This window comes from Frankia sp. CeTa3Moorea, from assembly GCF_978021225.1.
This window is the reverse complement of record NZ_CDXDOR010000011.1, coordinates 15,755-35,002: the sequence shown is the minus strand read 5'-3', so window position 1 is coordinate 35,002 and position 19,248 is coordinate 15,755. Positions and strand designations below refer to the sequence as shown.

The following is a 19,248-nucleotide window of genomic DNA, read 5'->3' as shown; positions in this document are numbered from 1 at the left end:
AAGGCTAGGCGCTCAAGGGTGCGGCCGGTAGAGTCCCGGCGACACGCGCGGGCAGCAGGTCGGCAGCCTCGCTCGTCCGGGCGCCCTGGCCGGTGAGAGCAGCGATGATCGCCTGGTCTTCGTCGACGACGAGCAGCGGCGCCCGGTGCGGCAGGCGCATACTGGAGGCGATGACCAAGTCAGCGGTACCCAGGCCCCGTCTGTCCACCAGCCCCTTCAAGGCCCCGGTCACCCCGCCGTGCAAGCGGTTCGCCGTAGGAGACCGGGTCACCCACGACAGGTACGGCCTCGGCCAGGTAACCGGGGTCGAAGAAGAAATCGCCGTCCTCGTCGATTTCGGTTCCCAGCAGGAACGCATTCTGAGCCCGTTCAGCAAGATGTCCCGTCTCTGACGCCGTGAGGCTTCGATTCGCGAAACCCGAAGACGCCACGTAGGCGGCGGAAGGTCCCGCGGGGAAGCCTGTCACCGCCCTGACGTCCTACCCCTCGTTCCACTCCGGCAGCCCACCCCGAAAGCGAGACATCTCATCGCCACCGCCTCGATCCCCCTCTTCTCCGCGTCGGAGCCGCCGCGGTCTCTGCCGCGGCAGGAGCCCCCGCCTCTGACGATCCGCCTCTTCCAGGCACCCGACTTCGGGCCGTCTGATGTCGAGATCATCGATTTCGCGGTCACGGACGTCGAGACCGTCGCCTTCCAGGAGCCCGTCGTCGAGCGCCCGCCCGCGCTGGATCCCCGTCGTCATCGAGCACGGCCCCGCCGATCGTAGGCTCCGGGCGCTGTCCGGGTAGGGCGCGCAGCCACGCGCACCAGGCGTCGACCCCCTGGCCGGTACGGGCGCTGACCTCCAGCACGGCCACGCCCGGGTTGACGTCGGCGAGGTTCTTCCGGAACGCCTCGAGGTCGAAGTCGAGGTGGGGAAGCAGGTCCGTCTTGTTGACGAGCACCAGGTCGGCCGAGCGGAACATGACCGGGTACTTGAGGGGCTTCTCCTCGCCCTCGGTGACGGCGAACACCATCGCGCGCAGATCCTCCCCGACCTCGAACTCGGCGGGGCACACCAGGTTGCCGACGTTCTCGATAACGACGAGATCGAGGTCGCGCAGGGGCAGCCGGCCCAGCGCCGAGGCGACCATGGGCGCGTCCAGGTGGCACTCCCCGCCGAACCCGTTACCGGTGTTGATCAGGGCGATCGCCGCGCCGAGCCCGTCGAGGCGGTCGGCGTCGATGCTGGTCTCGATGTCGCCCTCGATGATCCCGACCCGCAGATGCGGGCCGAGACGGCGCAGCGTCTCGACCAGCAGGGTGGTCTTACCGGCGCCGGGAGCGGACATCAGGTTCACCACCGTGACGCCGGCGGCGTCGAAGGCGGCCCGGTTCGCCAGCGCGACCCGCTCGTTCTCCCCGAGGATCCGCTCGAGGACCTCGACCCGTTCGGGCCCGGTGCCATAGCCGGAATGGTCCCCGACGGACACCCCGGCCGGTGAGTGCGGACCCGAGTGCTCGTGCGGCGCCCCTTCCGGGTGGGGATGCGCCCCTTCCGGGTGGGGATGGAAGCGACCCACCGCGCGTCACGCCTCCACGGTGCCGGGAACTACCGGGTCGGGAACTACCGGGTCGGGAACTACCGGGTCGGAAGCCACCTCGAACGAGGTGACGAGGAACTCCTCGCCGGTGACGATGGTGACGCCGGCCGCGCCGCAGGTGCCGCAGCGCAGCACCCGGTCCGCCAGCTCGCCGCGGGTCCCGCACACCCGGCAGCACACACTGACCGGCACGCTCTCGACCTCCAGCACAGACCCGGCCAGCACAGACCCGGCCAGCACCTGCCCGCCGGGGGGATCGGCGCCGTTCCCCGGCGGCCCAGCGCTCTCCGGGGGCCCAGCGTTCATCAGCTCCCAGCAGTAGGCGAGGGTTTCCGGCACGATCTGGCGCAGCTGGCCCACCCGGACGTGCACCCGGGTGACCGGCCGACCGGCCGCGTGCCGGGTGACGACGTCCGCGATCGATCGGCAGACGGACAGCTCGTGCATCGCCCGGTCCTCCCCCGGCACCCTCCGGCGACCCGCCTGATCCGGTGACCCGCCCGAGCCGGCATCGCACCGGCTCACCACTTCGCCGGGCCGCGCCTCGGCGCTCGCCCCACGGGCGTCGATGAGGGCAGGCTGGGATGGCCGGTGCATACCCCACTCTCACCCGGTCGTGTGCGCTTCACCAAACCGCACTGCGCGTTGGTGACTGCGCGTTGGTGGCAGCCTCCGCGCACGGTCGATAGGCGTCCGGCGTTGGGGGACATAGCGTCTGCTCTGCCGGACGTCTCCGTGAGGCGACGGGCCACCCGACGATCACCCGGCCCAGCGGCTTCTGATCACCTCGCCGGAGGGCTCGGTCCGCTCGTGGAGGTGGGCGGTGCGGCGGACCGCGGTGCCGACCACGGCCCGTCCGACGAAGGGAGTGCTGATGTCATCCGTGCTGTGGTTCCAAGGCGGGGCGTGCAGCGGCAACACGATGTCCTTCCTGAACGCCGACGAGCCCAACGTCGTCGACCTGATCACCGACTTCGGGCTGGAACTGCTCTGGCACCCATCGTTGGGGCTGGAGAACGGCGCCCAGGCCCGGGAGCTGTTCACCGACTGCGCGCGGGGTGAGCGGCCGGTCGACATCTTCGTCTTCGAGGGTTCGGTGATCCGCGGCCCGGACGGAACCGGCGGCTTCGACGTCTTCGCCGAGCGGCCCATGCAGGACTGGGTGCGCGAGCTGGCCGCCCAGGCTCAGGTGGTGGTGGCGATCGGGGACTGCGCGTGCTGGGGCGGGATCCCCGCGACGGCGCCGAACCCGACGGACTCCACCGGGCTGCAGTTCCACAAGCGTGAACGCGGCGGTTTCCTCGGCCCGGGCTTCCGGTCGCGCTCCGGGCTGCCCGTCGTCAACATTCCGGGCTGCCCGGCCCACCCGGACTGGATCACGCAGATCATCGTGGCGCTGGCCACTGGCCGGGCCGCCGACATCGCGCTCGACGAGCTGCACCGGCCACGGACGTTCTTCACGACATTCACCCAGACCGGCTGCACCAGGGCGGAGTACTTCGAATACAAGCAGTCGACCCTGGCTTTCGGGGACGGGACCCGCAAGGGCTGCCTGTTCTATGAGTTCGGCTGCCGCGGCCCGATGACCCACTCCCCGTGCAACCGGATCCTGTGGAACCGCCAGTCGTCGAAGACCCGCGCCGGCATGCCGTGCATCGGGTGCACGGAGCCGGAGTTCCCATTCTTCGACCTCGCCCCCGGCACGGTCTTCAGGACCCGGAAGGTCGGCGGGCTCATTCCGCGGGAGGTGCCGGCGGGCAGCGGCCACCTCGGCTACCTGGCACACGCGGCAGCCGCCCGGATAGTCGCCCCGCAGTGGTCGAAGGAGGACATGTTCGTCGTCTAGCCGCCCGGCAGCCGATGACCGATGACCGCGCGTGCTCCGACCGGAGACCGCGAGGAACGGACGGGGAGGAGAGAGGATTCCAATGGCCACCGTCGATCTCAACATCAGCCCGTTGGGGCGCGTCGAGGGCGACCTCGACGTCCGGGTCACGATCGACGACGGGGTGGTCACCTCGGCGTGGACCGAGGCGGCGATGTTCCGGGGCTTTGAGATCATCCTGCGCGGCAAGGACCCGCAGGCGGGCCTGATCGTGACCCCGCGGATCTGCGGGATCTGCGGGGGCAGCCACCTGTACAAGTCGGCGTACGCGCTGGACGTCGCGTGGCGCACCGAGATGCCGCCCAACGCGACGCTGGTCCGCAACATCGCGCAGGCGTGCGAGACGTTGCAGAGCATCCCGCGCTGCTTCTACGCGCTGTTCGCCATCGACCTCACAAACCAGAAATACGCCTCCTCGCCGCTGTATGAGGAGGCGGTGCGGCGGTTCGCGCCCTACACCGGCAGCAGCTACGGCCCGGCGGTGGTGCTGTCGGCCAAGCCGGTGGAGGTCTACGCCATCTTCGGCGGGCAGTGGCCGCACTCCAGCTTCATGGTGCCCGGCGGGGTGATGTGCGCGCCGACGCTGCCGGACGTGACCCGCTCCATCGCCATCCTGGAACACTGGAAGGTCAACTGGCTGGAGAAGCAGTGGCTCGGCTGCTCGGTGGAGCGCTGGCTGGCCAACCGTACCTGGCAGGACGTGCTCGCCTGGGTGGACGAGAACCCCGCCCAGCGCGACAGCGACTGCGGCTTCTTCCTCCGGTACTGCCTCGGCCTCGGCCTGGACCGCTACGGCCAGGGAGTCGGCAACTACCTGGCGACCGGGACATACTTCGCCCCCGACCTCTACACCCGGCCGACCATCTCCGGCCGCAACGCGGCACTCATCGGCCGGTCCGGGGTGTACGCGGGCGGCGAGTACTCCGAGTTCGACCAGGCCCGGGTGCGGGAGGACGTCACCCACTCGTTCTACGAGGGGACCGAGGCGCGCCACCCGTTCGACGGCGAGACCCGGCCCATCGATCCGGCGCGCGGCCGGGAGCAGGGCAAGTACAGCTGGGCGAAGTCACCCCGGTACGAGGTGCCGAACCACGGGTACCTGCCGTTGGAGGCCGGGCCGCTCGCCCGCCGCGTCGCCGCCGCGGCTCCCGGCGCGGGTGCCCACCAGGACGACGACCCGTTGTTCGGGGACATCCTGGCGGCCATCGGCCCGTCGGTGATGGTCCGCCTGCTGGCCCGGATGCACGAGGCCGCCAGGTACTACCAGTGGACGCGGGCCTGGCTCGACCAGCTGGACCTGCACGAGCCGTTCCACCTCAAGCCGGTGGAGTACGCCGAAGGGCGCGGCTTCGGTTCCACGGAGGCGGCCCGCGGCTCGCTCTCGGACTGGATCGTCATCGAGGACGGCAAGATCGCGAACTACCAGGTGGTCACCCCGACCGCCTGGAACATCGGCCCCCGCGACGGCTCCGAGGCGCCCGGTCCCATCGAGCAGGCCCTCGTCGGCACGCCCATCGTGGATCCGGAGAACCCGATCGAGCTCGGCCACGTGGCCCGCAGCTTCGACTCGTGCCTGGTCTGCACGGTCCACGCCTACGACGGCAGGACCGGCCGGGAGCTCAGCAGGTTCGTCATCAACGACAACCTATGACCGGGACCGACCTATGACCGGGGACCGGGAGGCGAGTGCCGCCTCGCGACCCCCGCCCGGGCCGCGGGTGCAGGTCGATCCGCCCGGTTTCGAACCACCAGGGTGCGAGGTGGCCGTGATCGGCTGCGGCAACCTGCTGCGCGGTGACGACGGGGTCGGGCCGATCCTGGTCCGCCGGCTCGCCGAGACGGGCGTCCCGGCCGGGGTGCGCCTGGTCGACGGGGGGACCGCCGGGATGGACACGGCGTTCGCGATGCGCGGCGCGCGCCGGGTCGTGGTCGTCGACGCCAGCCGCACCGGGGCCAAGCCCGGGACCGTGTTCGAGGTCCCGGGCGCACAACTGGAGAACCTGCCCCTGGACGCGCTGCACCCGCACGCCTTCCGCTGGGACCAGGCGCTGGCGTTCGGGCGCTGGCTGCTCGGCGACGGCTATCCGGGCGACGTCGTCGTCTACCTCATCGAGGCGGGCGGCGTGGAGCCCGGCGCCGATCTCAGTCCCGCGGTGCGCCGGGCAATGGAACAGGTCCGGGAGCTGATCATCGCCGGTCTCACCCCCGGGACCGGCGGAACGGACGGATGACCAGACGCATGGATGACCAGACACATGGATGACCAGACGCACAGGTCCAGATGACCAGACACCTGGGTGAGGACGCGCATGGGTGAGGACGACGTCATCGGCACGGGTGTGACCTGCGCGCGCCCGCAGCCCGTCGGGGTCTTCCCGCTGCCGGCCGGTTTCCTGCTCGTGCCGGGCGGCGAGGCCACGGCCGACCTGCGCCGGACGCTGGCGGCCGGGAAGGTGCCGGCGGCCTGGCCGGCGGAGCTGGCCGCGCTGGAGCTCGCCTACCGCGGGGAGGTCGTCGCGGCCGTCGGGCAGCTGCGCGGCGATGACCCGGTCGACCGCTACAACCGCTTCGTGCTGCGGCCGGCGGGCGCTGACCCCGAAGACCCGGTGGCACTGCGCCGGGCGCTCGGCGACGAGCTGGGGATTCTGGTGGACGTGGTCCGGTTCGCCCTGGGCGAGCTGGACGAACCTCCGCCGCCCGGCGGGGAGACCGGCGAGATCGCGGCAATGGTGTGGTCCGCACACGCCGCCCAGGCCATGGCCGCCGGCCGGCCGGGCGAGGCGGCGGGGCTGCTGGAGCGGGCCATCGCCGCAGCGCGGGAGCCCTCCCCCGGTCTCGCCGCCCAGCTCAGGTCCACCGCGGCGGACCTGCGTCGCGGAGTCGAGGGGCCGAGCCCGGCCGTCATCGCAGAGCTGACGGCGGCGCTCGCCGCGCTGGCCGCCACCGACCTCACGGTCGGCCGGGCCGAGCTGCACCTGAGCCTCGGTTCGGCCTACCAGGAGCTGGCCGGGGGCGATCCGGCGAGCCTGAAGGCCGCGGTGGAGCACTACCTCTCGGCGCTGCGCCTGGTCCGCATCGACACCGCCCCGGAGCTGTTCGCGGCGGTACAGGTCAACCTCGCCACGGCATATCTGGCCATGCCGATGGCGCAGGCGTCCGACCAACTGCGGGTCGGCGTAGCTGTGCAGGGCCTGCGGACCGCCCTGTCCGTCTACACCCGCGAGACCCATCCCGAGCGGTGGGCCAGCACCCAGCTCAACCTGGCCAACGCCTTGGTCTACGCGCCGTCCGCACACCGGGAGGACAACCTGCGGGAGGCGGTCGCGCGCTACCAGGAGGTCATCGCCGCCCGCGACCGCGACGTCGACCCCCTCGGCTACGCCCGGGCTCGGGCGAACCAGGGCAACGCCCTGGCCCACCTCGGCCTCTTCGACCCGGCGCAGGCGGTGCTGCACGAGGCACGGGCGATCTTCGAGGAGTTCGGGGACTCCGACGCCGTCCTGGCCGTGCGCGGGGTGCTCGACGAGATCGCCCGCCGGCTCACCGCGAAGTCGACGTGACGCCCGGCAGCGGAACACTCGGTGACGCCACTCCGGCCACTCCGACCATTCCGACCGGATGGGCTGGGCAGGCCGGATGGGCGGGGGGCTGGGAACCGGCGGTGTGGATCGGCGCCCCGGCGCCCGGCGGGCTGGCTCTGCCGTCGGCGCGGCCGTCGGCGTCCCGGCTGTACGCGCCGCGCGGGGTGTGGCTCGGCGACGACCTGCTCGTGGTGGCGGACTCGGGCAACCACCGGGTGCTGATCTGGCATGGTCTGCCGGCCGTCGACGGCACCCCCGCCGACGTCGTGCTCGGCCAGGCCGACGCGACGAGCGAAGGACCGGCGGCCGCGGGGCGCGGACCCGAACGCGGCCTGCACCTGCCGACCGGCGTGCTCGTCACGGACGGCCGGCTCGTGGTCGCCGATGCCTGGCACCACCGGGTGCTGGTCTGGGACAAGATCCCGACGGTCACCGACACCGCCCCCGACCTCGTGCTCGGGCAGCCGGACGCCGGCGCCGTCCGCGAGAACCGGGGCGGCCCGTGCGGACCAGACACCTTCTACTGGCCCTTCGGGGTGGCCGTGGTGGGTGGGCGCTTCTACGTCGCTGACACCGGTAACCGGCGGATCCTGGGCTGGTCGGATGGCCTGCCGTCCTCACCCGGCCGGCTACCCGACCTGGTGCTGGGGCAGCCCGATCCCACCCGCCGGGACGAGAACCGTGGCGGCGCGGCCGGGCCGGCCAGCTTCCGGTGGCCGCACGACCTCGCCGGCACCGCCGATCGGCTGCTGGTCGCGGACGCCGGCAACCACCGGCTGCTCGGCTGGGCCCCCCATCCCGACGCCGACAGCGACGCAGATCTGGTGCTCGGCCAGCCCGATCTCGCCTGCTCCGGGGAGTTCCCCTACGCGCCTGGCCGGGCCGACGTCCTGCGCTTCCCCTACGCCGTCGACAGCGACGGGCACCTGCTGGCCGTCGCGGACACCGCCAACAACCGCGTCCTGCTGTGGGACGAACTGCCGCGGCGCAGTTCCATGCCTGCGACCGCTGTGCTCGGCCAGCCGTCGTTCGCCGAGACCGGGGAGAACCGGTGGACCCGCGTCGAAGCCGACACCTTCTGCTGGCCGTACGGCCTCTCGGTGCGCGGCGACCGGCTCGCGGTGGCGGACTCGGGCAACAACCGGGTCATGATCTGGCGGCGGGTGTGACCGGAGAGCAGAACAGGCGGGCCGGGCGGGCCGAGCGGGCCAAGCGCCGGGTCCGGCGCCGGGTCGTGGTGGAGGGCGTCGTCCAGGGCGTCGGTTTCCGGCCCTACGTCCACCGGCTCGCGGGCACCCTCGGGCTCGCGGGATTCGTCGGCAACGACTCGACCTCGGTGTTCGCCGAGGTCGAAGGCGACGAGGTGGCCGTGGCCGAGTTCCTGCGCCGGCTCGAACCGCAGGCGCCACCGCTCGCGCATATCGAGCGCGTCACGGTGACGAGCATGACCCGGTCGACCGCCGGCGACGCCGGGTTCCGGATCGTGGCCGGCGCGACCGTTCCCGGCGACCGCACCCTGGTGCCCGCGGACACCGCGGTGTGCGCCGACTGCCTGCGCGAGATGTTCGACCCGACCGACCGGCGCCACCGCCACCCGTTCATCACCTGCACCAACTGCGGCCCGCGGTACACGATCATCAGCGCGCTGCCGTACGACCGCGCAGCCACGACGATGGCCCGTTTCCCGATGTGCGCGCGGTGCGCGGCGGAGTATGCCGACCCGGCGGACCGCCGTTTCCACGCCGAACCCGTCGCCTGCCCGTCCTGCGGACCGAAGCTGTGGTTCAGCCCCGCGGACGGCACCGGACCAGAGGTGCACGGCACGGACGCCGCGCTGGCGGCGGCCCAGCGGGCGCTGGCGGCCGGCGCGGTGGTCGCGGTCAAGGGCGTCGGCGGCTACCACTTGGCCTGCTCGGCCGAGAACGACCTGGGCGACACGGCCGGCGACACGGCCCTGGCGCGCCTGCGCGCCCGCAAGGGCCGGCCCGACAAGCCGTTCGCGGTGATGGTGCGCGACCTGGCGACGGCCGCCCTGGTGGCCGACCTGTCGTCGGCGGAGGCGGCGCTGCTGGCGTCGCCAGCCGCTCCGATCGTGCTCGTCCGCCGCTCGCCCGCGGCGGGGATATCGGGGATATCGGGGCTATCGCGGCTGGTCGCCCCCGGCACCCCGCTGGTGGGGCTGCTGCTGCCGTACACGCCCGTGCACCACCTGCTGTTCGCGCCGGTCCCGGGCGGCGGCCCGCCACCGCCGCGGATGCTGGTGATGACCAGTGGCAACCGTTCGGGCGAGCCCATCTGCTTCGCCGACGACGACGCGCGGGACCGGCTCGCCGGCCTCGCCGACGCGTTCCTCCGGCACGACCGACCGATCCTCCTGCCGTGTGACGACTCGGTGGTGCGCTGCGACTACGGGGACGACGGAGACGACGGGCAGGTGCTGCCGGTGCGGCGCTCCCGCGGATACGTTCCGCTGCCGGTGGACCTCGGCCGCCCTGTCCGGTCGGTGCTCGCCGTGGGCGGCGAGGGCAAGAGCACGTTCTGCCTCACCACGGACCGTCGCGCGTTCGTGTCCCAGCATCTGGGTGACATGGGCAGCCTGGCGGCGCTCGGGGCCTTCGAGCGGTCCGCCGCGCACCTGACCGACCTGTACGGCGTCGCGCCGGAGACGCTCGCCGCCGACCTCCATCCGGGATACGTCACTCGGGCCTGGGCCGAACGCGCGGCGGCCACGGGGGCCGAAGACGCGGCCGCCGGGAACCCGGTGGCGGGGGCGAACCAGGCCTCCACCTACGGGTCACGGTCCGCCGGCCGGTCGCCGCACCTGGTCCAGCACCACCACGCCCATGTGGCCGCCCTGCTCGCCGAGCACGGCAGGCTCGGCGACACCATCCTCGGGGTCGCGTTCGACGGCACCGGCTACGGGCTCGACGGCACGATCTGGGGCGGCGAGGTGCTGCTGGTAGGCCCGGACGTCGCCCGCGCCGAGCGGGTCGCGCACCTGCGTCCGATCGGCCTGCCCGGGGGCGACGCCGCCGTCCGCAATCCGTACCGGGTCGCGCTCGCCCATCTGGCCGCCGCCGGCCTGGACTGGACCGCGGACCTGGCGCCGGTGCGGGCCTGCTCCGTGGCGGAGTTGCGCACCCTGCGCACCGCGCTGGACCGGGGCGTGGCCTGCGTGCCCTGCACGAGCATGGGCCGCCTGTTCGACGCGGTGGCGTCGCTGCTCGGGGTGCGCCACCGGATCACCTACGAGGCGCAGGCTGCCGTCGAGCTGGAGGCGCTCGCCGCGGACGGGCTCACCGCGGCGGAGCTCGGCGGCGCCGGGCTCGGCGGCGCCGGGCTCGGCGGCGCCGGGCTCGGCGGCGCCGGTGCCTGCCGGCTCGCCTTCGGCCTGGCGGACGGCGTCCTCGACCCGGCGGGGGTGCTCGCGGGGATCGTCGCCAGTCTGCGGGCGGGGGTGGCGGTGCCGGTGCTGGCCGGCGCGTTCCATCTGGCGGTCGCGGACGCGGTGGCCGAGGTCGCGGGGCTCGCGCGGCGGCGGTACGGAGTCCGCCTGGTCGGTCTGACCGGCGGTGTGTTCGCCAACGTGGTGCTGACGCGGGCCTGCCGCGCCCGGCTCGCCACCGCCGGGTTCAACGTACTCGTCCATCGGGTGGTGCCGCCGGGCGACGGTGGGCTGGCGCTGGGCCAGGCGGCGGTCGCGGCGCTGGGCCGCCCGACGGAGCCGACCTTCGGCGGGAAGGAAGCCTGACGGCATGTGTCTGGGGATACCGGGCCAGATCATCGAGATCTGGGACGACCGCGGTACGCGGATGGCGATCGTCGACTTCGGCGGCGTCACCAAGACGGTGTGCCTCGCCTACCTGCCCGACGCGACCGTCGGGGAGTACACGATCATCCATGCCGGCTTCGGGCTGATCAGGGTAGACGAGGCCGCGGCGCGGGAGACCCTCGCGATGTTCCGGGACCTGGGGCTGCTCGAGGAGGAGCTGGGATCGCGCGCGGCGGGACCGGGCATGACCGGGCCGAGCCGGTGAGGTACCTGACGGAGTTCCGCGACCCGGCGTTGGCCCGCCGGCTGCTGGATGCGATCATCGCCACCGCGACCCGGCGCTGGACGATCATGGAGGTCTGCGGCGGCCAGACCCACTCGATCATCCGTAACGGGATCGACCAGCTCCTCGCGGACCAGGTCGAGTTCATCCACGGCCCCGGCTGCCCGGTGTGCGTCACGCCGCTGGAGACGATCGACCGGGCGCTGGCGATCGCCGCCCACCCCGAGGTGATCTTCTGTTCGTTCGGGGACATGCTGCGGGTCCCCGGCAGCGGCACGGACCTGTTCATGGTCCGGGCGCGCGGTGGGGACGTCCGGGTGGTCTACTCGCCGCTCGACGCGGTCCGCCTCGCCGAGGAGAACCCGGACCGCCAGGTCGTGTTCTTCGGGGTGGGCTTCGAGACCACCGCCCCGGCCAACGCGATGGCCGTGGTGGCGGCCCGGCGCCGTGAGCTCGGCAACTTCTCCGTACTTGTCAGCCACGTGCTGGTGCCGCCGGCGATGACCGCGGTCCTCGCCTCGCCGGCGAACCGGGTGGCGGCGTTCCTGGCGGCCGGCCACGTGTGCACGGTGATGGGCACCTCCCAATACGAGCCATTGGTGGCGACCTACCGGGTACCGATCGTCGTCACCGGTTTCGAGCCGCTCGACCTGCTCGACGGGGTGCGCCACGCCGTCAAGCAGCTCGAGGCGGGGCGGGCAGAACTCGCGAACGCCTACCCGCGGGCGGTGCGGCCGGCGGGCAACCCGGCGGCCCGGGAAATCCTCGCCGAGGTTTTCACGGTGTGTGACCGGTCCTGGCGGGGAATCGGGACAATCCCGGACTCGGGTTGGCGGCTGTCCGCGGTGTACCGGGACTTCGACGCCGAGGTCCGCTTCGACGTCGGGGGCCTCACGGTGGCCGAGCCGGCCGAGTGCCGCAGCGGCGAGGTGTTGCAGGGCCTGGTCAAACCGCCACAGTGCCCGGCGTTCGGAACCTCCTGCACGCCACGCACCCCACTCGGCGCGACGATGGTCTCGGCGGAGGGGGCGTGCGCCGCCTACTTCCAGTTCCGGCGGCTGACCCCGGCGGTCGGCCGTGGCTGACCCCGTCGACCCGACCGGTTGGACCTGCCCACTTCCGCTGCGTGACCATCACCAGGTGGTGCTGGGGCACGGCGGCGGCGGCGTGCTGTCAAGCGAGCTGATCGAGCATCTGTTCCTGCCCGCGTTCGGGACCACCGACGTGGCGCGGGCGCCGGCGGACTCGGCGGTCCTGGACGTCGCGGGCGCCCGGCTCGCGTTCTCCACCGACTCGTACGTGGTGCGCCCGCTGTTCTTCCCCGGTGGCTCCATCGGCGAGCTTGCGGTCCACGGCACCATCAACGACCTGGCCTGTGCCGGCGCGGTGCCGGTGGCGCTCTCGGCCGGGTTCATCCTCGAGGAGGGCCTGGAGCTCGCGGTCCTGGGCCGGGTGGCGCAGGCGATGGGCCGGGCCGCGGCCGCGGCGGGGGTGCGGCTGGCGACCGGGGACACCAAGGTCGTCGAGCGCGGGCTGGCCGACGGTCTGTACGTGAACACCAGCGGCATCGGGCTCGTCCCGGCCGAGGTGGACATCCGCCCCGAACGGGCGAGGCCCGGCGACCGGGTCATCGTCTCCGGTCCCGTCGGCGAGCACGGTGTCGCCGTGCTGAGCGTGCGCGACGGGCTGGAGTTCGGCGGCGAGGTCCGCTCCGACACGACGGCGCTGCACGGGCTGGTCGCGGCGGTGCTGGCGGCCGCGCCAGGGGTCCACGCGCTGCGCGACCCGACCCGGGGTGGCCTCGCGACCGCGCTGTGCGAGATCGCCGCCGCGTCCGGGACGGGCATCGAGTTCATCGAGCGCGCCGTGCCGGTGCCGCCCGCGGTCGAGGCGGCCTGCGGGTTCCTCGGCCTCGACCCGCTGCACGTGGCGAACGAGGGCAAGCTGGTCGCGTTCGTCGCCGATGCCGACGCCGACGCGGCGCTCGCGGCGATGCGGGCGCATCCGGCGGGGCGTGACGCGGCCGCCATCGGCACGGTCACCACGGAGCATCCGGGCGTGGTCGTCGGGCGCACCGCGTTCGGGGGAACCCGCATCGTCGACCGGCCGCTCGGCGAGCAACTCCCCCGCATCTGCTGAGTTCGGCGGCGTGGCCGCGCCCACCTTTCCAACGATCGGCTCCAACGATCGGCGGGTCAGGGCGCGTGATGCGCCGGATCCATCCGGAGGACCCGGAACCGACCTCCAATGATCTTGCCGTACATCTCGGCGGACATGGGCCCGGGGAACGTCGCGACAACCGATGCGGGCGAGCCGGCGTCATCGATGAACACGACCGCGTACGCGCCGGCACCTGGCTGCGCGGTACGGAGGGCGGCCTCGGCGCGTTGCCAACCGCCCTTGCGCCAGTTGTCCCTGGCCGGCCGGTCGCAAGGCTGCGGCGCCGTCACGCCGGCCCCGGCCCGAACAGCACGCCGGGCCGGAGCCGCCGGTCGCCGGGCGGGCTACACCAGTCGCCGGGACGCACACGACACGCAGGACGCCCGGGACACACAGTGGCGTCGGTGAGCCGGTGAATCCTCGCCATGTCCCACCCCGCTCCAGGTCGTGCGGTCCAAGTCGTGCGGTCCAAGTGGTGCGGTCCAGTTCTCGGCCGTGCGGTGCAGTTCTCGGTCGACATGCTCCGTGGCATCAGCTTCAAGACTTACGCACGACAGGCGGCTTGGGAAGGGTGTGAGAGTCGTCAGACGACCGGCGGGGCGCCCGGCACACCGCGGGTTCCCCGCCCGGCACACCGCCGTCAGGACCGCGGTCTCCACATGCGACGATCCGACGGAGATCCCGGTAAGCCTGGCGCCAGGCGCAGGCTCGCGGGGTGTGACAACAGTCAGACCAGATGAGAACGGCCGGCCGATGAACCATTGCCCTGGACCCGGGTAGACGATAAATGGACATGCAACCCTGCCTCACCGACCTCCTGAACGCACTTGTGCAGTTACGGAAAGCGGCTGGACTGAGCCAGGCCCAGCTCGCCAATCGGGTCCGCTACCAGCCGAGCTACCTGTCGAAGGCTGAACGCGGGCTGCTCGGGGTGCCGTCGCAGTCGCTCGTGACCGCGATCGACATAGAGCTGAACGCCGGTGGCTCCCTGATCGAACTGCGTCGTCACGCGTGGCTGGAGGACAAAGGGAGTCAGGCGGGCATCCCGTGGCGACGAGTTCTGGAGGAGGTGGACACCACGGATCATCGACAGCTCACCGTCGGGGAGAGCGCGGCCGCCGTCGGTCCCGTCACGAGATCCGATGCACCAGCCATCCCCGTCCCCGGGCGCACATTCACGTCCACGTCCACGTCCACGTCCGAGGGAGCCGACCGCCGGACAAGGAACACCGTCGGGCTGTCCGGGCACTGGTGGACGGCCTGGCAGACGTTCCGGGACGGCGAGGAGATCCGCACCTCGCAGGAGGCGAACCTGAACCAGGTCGGCGACGTCATCCAGATGGAGGCGATCTCCCGCGGCCTGTCGGTCGACGAGGGCGGGTACCTCTGGTGGGGCGAACTGCGGGTCTGGGACAACGAGATAATCATGGGTTGGTACGTCGCCTCCGACGGACCGGTCCGGTCCAAGGGGACGGTGTTCCTCTCCCTGCATCCCCACGGCGACCGGTTGACCGGCCGCTGGGTCGGATTGAGCTATGATGGCCTGTTCATCGAGGGTTGGGGGGCGATGGCCCGCTCGGAGAACACCGCGCTCGCGCTCATCGACCGGCTCAAGAAGCAGTACCCCAGAGTCCCATGACGCGTCCCTGCGTGCCTCGGCCGGCTTCCCGAAGCGGCATCTGGAGGGAACGAGGCGGGGGAACGAGGCAAAACGCGGCCATCGGTCCGCGTAACTACGGTCGGACGGTGTCGCCTCGCCATAGTCGCCTTTCCGTCCTACCGGGCGTCCGCCCGGGCGACCAGCCGGTGAGGAGCAGCGGCTCATAGAGTGACCAGAATGACCTTCCCGTTGGTCGATTCGTGCCCCCTGGTCGATCCGTGAGCGACGTCGCGCAGGTGCTGCGCCGCGTCTTCGGCTACGAGTCGTTCCGGGACGGCCAGCAGGAGATCATCGAGCATGTCGTCGACGGCGGCGACGCGCTCGTCCTGATGCCGACCGGCGGCGGCAAGCGCTCTGTTACCAGATCCCCGCCCTGGTGCGGGGCGGCACCGGCGTCGTGGTGTCACCGCTCATCGCGCTGATGCAGAACCAGGTCGACGCGTTGCGGGCGCTCGGCGTCCGCGCGGGGTTCCTCAACTCCGCAACTCCGCGCAGGAGTTCGACGAGCGTCGCGACGTGGAGTCCGCCTTCCTCGCCGGTAACCTCGACCTGCTCTACCTGGCGCCGGAACGGCTGCGCGCCGACGCGACGGTCAGGCTGCTCGACCGGGGCGAGATCGCGCTGTTCGCCATCGACGAGGCACACTGCGTCTCGCAGTGGGGACACGACTTCCGGCCCGACTACCGCGAGCTGTCGGCACTGCGCGAGCACTGGCCGAACGTACCGAGAATCGCGCTGACCGCCACCGCGACCCCGCGGACGCACGACGACATCGCCACCGAGCTCGGCCTGGAGAACGCCCGCCACTTCGTAGCCGACTTCGACCGTCCGAACATCCAGTACCGCATCGTGCCGAAGAAGGAGCCGAAGGCGCAGCTGTTGGAGCTGCTACACACCGAGCACGCCGCGGATGCGGGAATCGTCTACTGCCTGTCCCGGTCCTCCACCGAGAAGATCGCCGACTTCCTGGTAGCGAACGGGATCACGGCGCTGCCCTACCACGCCGGGCTCGACGCGCGCGCCAGAGCCGAGCACCAGGCACGCTTCCTGCGCGAGGACGGCATCATCATGGTCGCGACCATCGCCTTCGGCATGGGCATCGACAAACCAGACGTACGCTTCGTCGCCCATCTCGACCTGCCCAAGTCGATCGAGGGCTACTACCAGGAGACCGGGCGCGCCGGGCGGGACGGGCTGCCCTCGACCGCGTGGCTGGCCTACGGTCTCCAGGACGTCGTGCAGCCGCGCAAGCTCATCGACACGTCCCCGGGCGACCCCGCGCACCGCCGGCAGCAGAGCAGACACCTCGACGACATGCTCGCGCTGTGCGAGACGGTCGAGTGCCGCCGCATCGGGCTGCTCGCCTACTTCGGGCAGCGTGACACCGCCCCGTGCGGCAACTGCGACACCTGTCTGACACCCCCGCAGTCCTGGGACGCCACGATCGCCGCCCAGAAGTTGCTGTCGGCCGTGCTGCGACTGCAGCGGGAGCGCCGCCAGAAGTTCGGTGCGGGTCACCTCATCGACATCCTGCTGGGCAGGAGGACGCCCAAAGTGACCCAGCACAGTCACGACACCCTGACGGTCTTCGGTATCGGCACGGAGCTCGGCGGTCCCGATGCGGCGCGAGCCGGAGCGCGCCCCCACCACAGCCACGACCGCGGCCACCACGACCGCGGCCAGGACCACGAAGGCCCGCCACGCCGCACCGGCGGCCGACCTGTCGGCGGAGGCGGTGCCGGTGTTCGAGCGACTGCGCGCCTGGCGCGCCGGCGTCGCGAAGGAGCAGGGCGTCCCCGCATATGTGATCTTCCATGACGCCACCCTGCGCGAGATCGCGGTGCGCGTGCCGGCCGCCCTGGCCGAACTCGCCACCGTGAGCGGCGTCGGTGAGAACAAACTCGCCAAGTACGGGCAGCAGATCCTCGACCTCCTCGCCGAGTGAACCAGGCTCCCGCCCACCCACCGGAGACATCGTCTCAGGAGAGCGGTACCGCACCGCTGGAGTGATCGGTAGAGCCGACCGCGAAACGCGGGTGGCCCCCGCGGCCCCAGCCAGTGGTGCGCGGGGAGGCCGAGGTTTCCCCACCACCAACGCTTACCGAGAGTAGCCCACACAGACCGGAAGGATGGTTCCCTTGACGGAACTCGATTGACTTAGGTTAGCCTAACTTAATCCTAAGCTTCCCCGAGGGGGACGCACGTCCCGCGAACAGCCTTGCCTGTGCTGACCTTCTCCACTGGCGGGCCGATCGTCAACCCGAAGACCAACCCGACCGGCCCATGAAGGACCCCGGTTAGGATCACACCTCACACTGGAGGAAATATATAGATTTGTAAGGACCGGTGAATCTTGGCATGAGGCCGGACCGCTGTGATGGTTGTTGACCGGGCTCGGCTGGCCGCCGCGCTGCCCGGCTACGAGCTGGGCGACCAGCTGGGCGCGGGCGGATTCGGGCTGGTGCTGGCGGGCTGGCATCGCGGCCTGCAGCGCGATGTCGCGGTCAAGGTCCTGCATGCGGGGCACGGCCGGGCGGCGGCCGGGTTCGCCGCCGAGGCGCGGATCCTCGCCAGCCTGGATCATCCGCACGTGGTTCGAGTCTACGACTACGTCAAGACGGGCGATCTGCACCTGCTCGTCATGGAGATGCTCGGCGGGGGAACCCTGACCCGGCGCCGGGCCGACATGGGCCCGCAGACGGCCTGCGCGGTGGGACTCGCGGTGGCCTCGGCCCTGGCCTGCGCCCACGGCAAAGGGGTGCTGCACCGCGACATCAAGCCCGACAATATTCTTTTCGACACTACCGACCTGCTGAAAGTCGTCGACTTCGGGGTCGCGAAATTCGTCGGCGAGTCGGGGGCCATCGCGAGTGCGGTGATCGGAACACCGCCGTATATGGCCCCCGAACAGATCATGGGCGGCCGCTTGGAGCCGGCCACCGACCTGTACGCCCTCGGGATGGTGCTCTACCAGCTACTGGCCGGCGTGGCACCGTTCGACCCGGACCTGCCCGCGCATGTCCTGCGCCAGCACCACCTCGAACGCGTCCCCCTACTGCCGGCCGGGGTGCCCGCGCCGCTGGGGGCGGTGGTCCTGTGGACGCTGGCCAAGAACCCGGCGGACCGTCCACCGTCCGCGCACGTCTTCGCGTGCCAACTCGCCGAAGCTGCCGCTGGCGTGTACGGCCCGGACTGGATCGCCCGGTCGGGTATCCCGCTGCGGCTCGACGACGACATCCGCATCGCCATCGGGCAGCCGCCCGCGTCCGTCCAGCCGACGCCACGGCCGTCTCCCACCGGCGCGTCCTCGGCGCCATCGGTACCTTCCGGGGCATCGGTGCCTTCGACGGGTGGCACACCACCGGCCGAGGTGGCCGACGGGAACATCGCCGGCCGGCGGCGCCCCGCGTCGTCGCATCCTCGGCGCGGCGCGCCGCCGCGCCGCCGCGCCACCATCACCGTCGCCGTCGTGGGGCTGCTGCTCGCTGTCGCCGGCACCGTCCTGATCGTCACCGCTCCTCTCGGTGGGCGCGAGACCGGTGCCCGCCAGCTCGGTCGTCCCCTGACCGGCCACACCGGTTGGGTGACCTCGGCGGTGTTCTCCCCGGACGGCCGCACCCTGGCCAGCAGCAGTAGGGACGGCACGGTGCGGCTGTGGGACGTGACCGACCCGGCCACCCCACGCCCGCTCGGACCGCCCCTGACCGGCCATGCCGGCGGGGTGACGTCAGTGGCGTTCTCCCCGGACGGGCGTACCTTGGCCGGCTGCAGCTGGGACACCACGATCTGGTTGTGGGATGTGACGGACCGCTCCCGTCCCCACCAGCTCGGGCCACCCCTCACCGATCACACGGGACCCGTGTGGTCGGTGTTCTTCCCCGGCAACGACGTCCTCGCCAGCAGCAGTGACGACAAGACGGTGCGGCTGTGGGACGTGACCGACCCGGTTACCCCACGCCCGCTCGGGCCACCCCTGACCGGCCATGCCGGCGGGGTGACGTCGATGGCGTTCTCCTCGAGCGGGCACATCCTGGCCAGCGCCGGCTACGAGAAGAGGGTGCGGATATGGGATGTGACCGACCGCTCCCACCCCCGCCTGGCCGGGTCCCTGAGCGGCCCCGCTTACGTGTTCTCGGTGGCGCTCTCCCCCGATGTGCGCATCCTGGCCACCGGCGGGATGGACGACTTGATCCGGCTGTGGGACATGACCGACCCGGCCACCCCACGCCCGCTCGAGCCGCCCCTGACCGGCCACGCCAACACCGTGTGGGCGTTGGCTTTCTCGCCGGGCGGCCGCACCCTGGCCAGCGGCAGCCTCGACGG

16 protein-coding genes and 1 pseudogene are annotated in these 19,248 nt (G+C 72.0%); 13 read left to right on the top strand and 4 right to left on the bottom strand.

Features of this window, described 5'->3' with window-relative positions:
- Window positions 1-4 precede the first annotated feature (4 nt).
- Complete coding sequence (locus AC08OV_RS03895; protein ID WP_476619307.1) at window positions 5-160, bottom strand: hypothetical protein; 156 nt, start codon at window positions 158-160, stop codon at window positions 5-7.
- A gap of 10 nt (window positions 161-170) precedes the next feature.
- Between AC08OV_RS03895 and AC08OV_RS03890 the strand changes: the two genes are divergently transcribed.
- Complete coding sequence (locus AC08OV_RS03890) at window positions 171-392, top strand: hypothetical protein (RefSeq protein ID WP_462185804.1); 222 nt, start codon at window positions 171-173, stop codon at window positions 390-392.
- Between the two features lie 277 nt (window positions 393-669).
- On the opposite strand, the gene hypB is transcribed toward AC08OV_RS03890, so the two are convergent.
- A complete protein-coding gene (gene hypB / locus AC08OV_RS03885; RefSeq protein ID WP_476619306.1) occupies window positions 670-1,473 on the bottom strand; it encodes a hydrogenase nickel incorporation protein HypB in 804 nt (267 codons plus the stop codon).
- 96 nt (window positions 1,474-1,569) lie between these two features.
- Window positions 1,570-2,031 carry a hydrogenase maturation nickel metallochaperone HypA gene (locus AC08OV_RS03880; RefSeq protein ID WP_476612551.1) on the bottom strand — a complete coding sequence of 154 codons (462 nt, stop codon included), beginning with the start codon at window positions 2,029-2,031 and terminating at the stop codon, window positions 1,570-1,572.
- Between the two features lie 427 nt (window positions 2,032-2,458).
- Here AC08OV_RS03880 and AC08OV_RS03875 point away from each other — a divergent pair, with 427 nt between their 5' ends.
- The 9 genes from AC08OV_RS03875 to hypE all read left to right on the top strand — a co-directional run bounded on the left by AC08OV_RS03875 (window position 2,459) and on the right by hypE (window position 13,244).
- On the top strand, window positions 2,459-3,430 hold the full coding sequence (locus AC08OV_RS03875; RefSeq protein ID WP_476612550.1) for an NADH-quinone oxidoreductase subunit B family protein: 972 nt from the start codon (window positions 2,459-2,461) through the stop codon (window positions 3,428-3,430).
- An 82-nt stretch (window positions 3,431-3,512) separates the two neighbouring features.
- On the top strand, window positions 3,513-5,120 hold the full coding sequence (locus tag AC08OV_RS03870; RefSeq protein ID WP_476612549.1) for a nickel-dependent hydrogenase large subunit: 1,608 nt from the start codon (window positions 3,513-3,515) through the stop codon (window positions 5,118-5,120).
- 109 nt (window positions 5,121-5,229) lie between these two features.
- Window positions 5,230-5,700 (top strand): hydrogenase maturation protease, encoded by a 471-nt coding sequence (locus AC08OV_RS03865; protein ID WP_476619305.1) that lies wholly within the window; start codon window positions 5,230-5,232, stop codon window positions 5,698-5,700.
- A 78-nt stretch (window positions 5,701-5,778) separates the two neighbouring features.
- The gene (locus AC08OV_RS03860; protein WP_476612547.1) at window positions 5,779-7,029 is read left to right on the top strand and encodes a hypothetical protein; all 1,251 of its coding nucleotides are present in this window, start codon (window positions 5,779-5,781) and stop codon (window positions 7,027-7,029) included.
- Window positions 7,026-8,219 carry an NHL repeat-containing protein gene (locus AC08OV_RS03855; protein WP_476619304.1) on the top strand — a complete coding sequence of 398 codons (1,194 nt, stop codon included), beginning with the start codon at window positions 7,026-7,028 and terminating at the stop codon, window positions 8,217-8,219. The genes AC08OV_RS03860 and AC08OV_RS03855 overlap by 4 nt, the downstream gene beginning before the upstream one ends.
- Window positions 8,216-10,801: a carbamoyltransferase HypF gene (gene hypF / locus AC08OV_RS03850; protein ID WP_476619303.1), complete on the top strand. Its 2,586-nt coding sequence runs from the start codon at window positions 8,216-8,218 to the stop codon at window positions 10,799-10,801. Before AC08OV_RS03855 ends, hypF begins: the two co-directional genes overlap by 4 nt.
- A 4-nt stretch (window positions 10,802-10,805) precedes the next feature.
- The gene (locus tag AC08OV_RS03845; protein ID WP_476614771.1) at window positions 10,806-11,087 is read left to right on the top strand and encodes a HypC/HybG/HupF family hydrogenase formation chaperone; all 282 of its coding nucleotides are present in this window, start codon (window positions 10,806-10,808) and stop codon (window positions 11,085-11,087) included.
- Window positions 11,084-12,190 (top strand): hydrogenase formation protein HypD, encoded by a 1,107-nt coding sequence (hypD, locus tag AC08OV_RS03840; protein ID WP_476614772.1) that lies wholly within the window; start codon window positions 11,084-11,086, stop codon window positions 12,188-12,190. The genes AC08OV_RS03845 and hypD overlap by 4 nt, the downstream gene beginning before the upstream one ends.
- Window positions 12,183-13,244, top strand: a complete 1,062-nt coding sequence (gene hypE, locus AC08OV_RS03835; RefSeq protein WP_476614773.1) for a hydrogenase expression/formation protein HypE — start codon at window positions 12,183-12,185, stop codon at window positions 13,242-13,244. Before hypD ends, hypE begins: the two co-directional genes overlap by 8 nt.
- A 56-nt stretch (window positions 13,245-13,300) precedes the next feature.
- Here hypE and AC08OV_RS03830 read toward each other — a convergent pair whose 3' ends face one another.
- Entirely contained in the window at window positions 13,301-13,555 is a 255-nt protein-coding gene (locus AC08OV_RS03830) for a hypothetical protein (protein WP_476595037.1), read from the bottom strand.
- Between the two features lie 497 nt (window positions 13,556-14,052).
- On the opposite strand from AC08OV_RS03830, the gene AC08OV_RS03825 reads away from it, so the two are divergent.
- From AC08OV_RS03825 to AC08OV_RS03815, 3 genes and pseudogenes are all read left to right on the top strand, one after another.
- Window positions 14,053-14,904, top strand: coding sequence for a helix-turn-helix domain-containing protein (locus tag AC08OV_RS03825; protein ID WP_476614774.1), 852 nt, complete (start codon window positions 14,053-14,055; stop codon window positions 14,902-14,904).
- A 221-nt stretch (window positions 14,905-15,125) separates the two neighbouring features.
- Window positions 15,126-16,870: pseudogene (locus AC08OV_RS03820) on the top strand (RecQ family ATP-dependent DNA helicase).
- Between the two features lie 432 nt (window positions 16,871-17,302).
- A partial coding sequence (locus tag AC08OV_RS03815; protein ID WP_476619302.1) for a WD40 repeat domain-containing serine/threonine protein kinase occupies window positions 17,303-19,248 on the top strand: 1,946 nt, incomplete at its 3' end.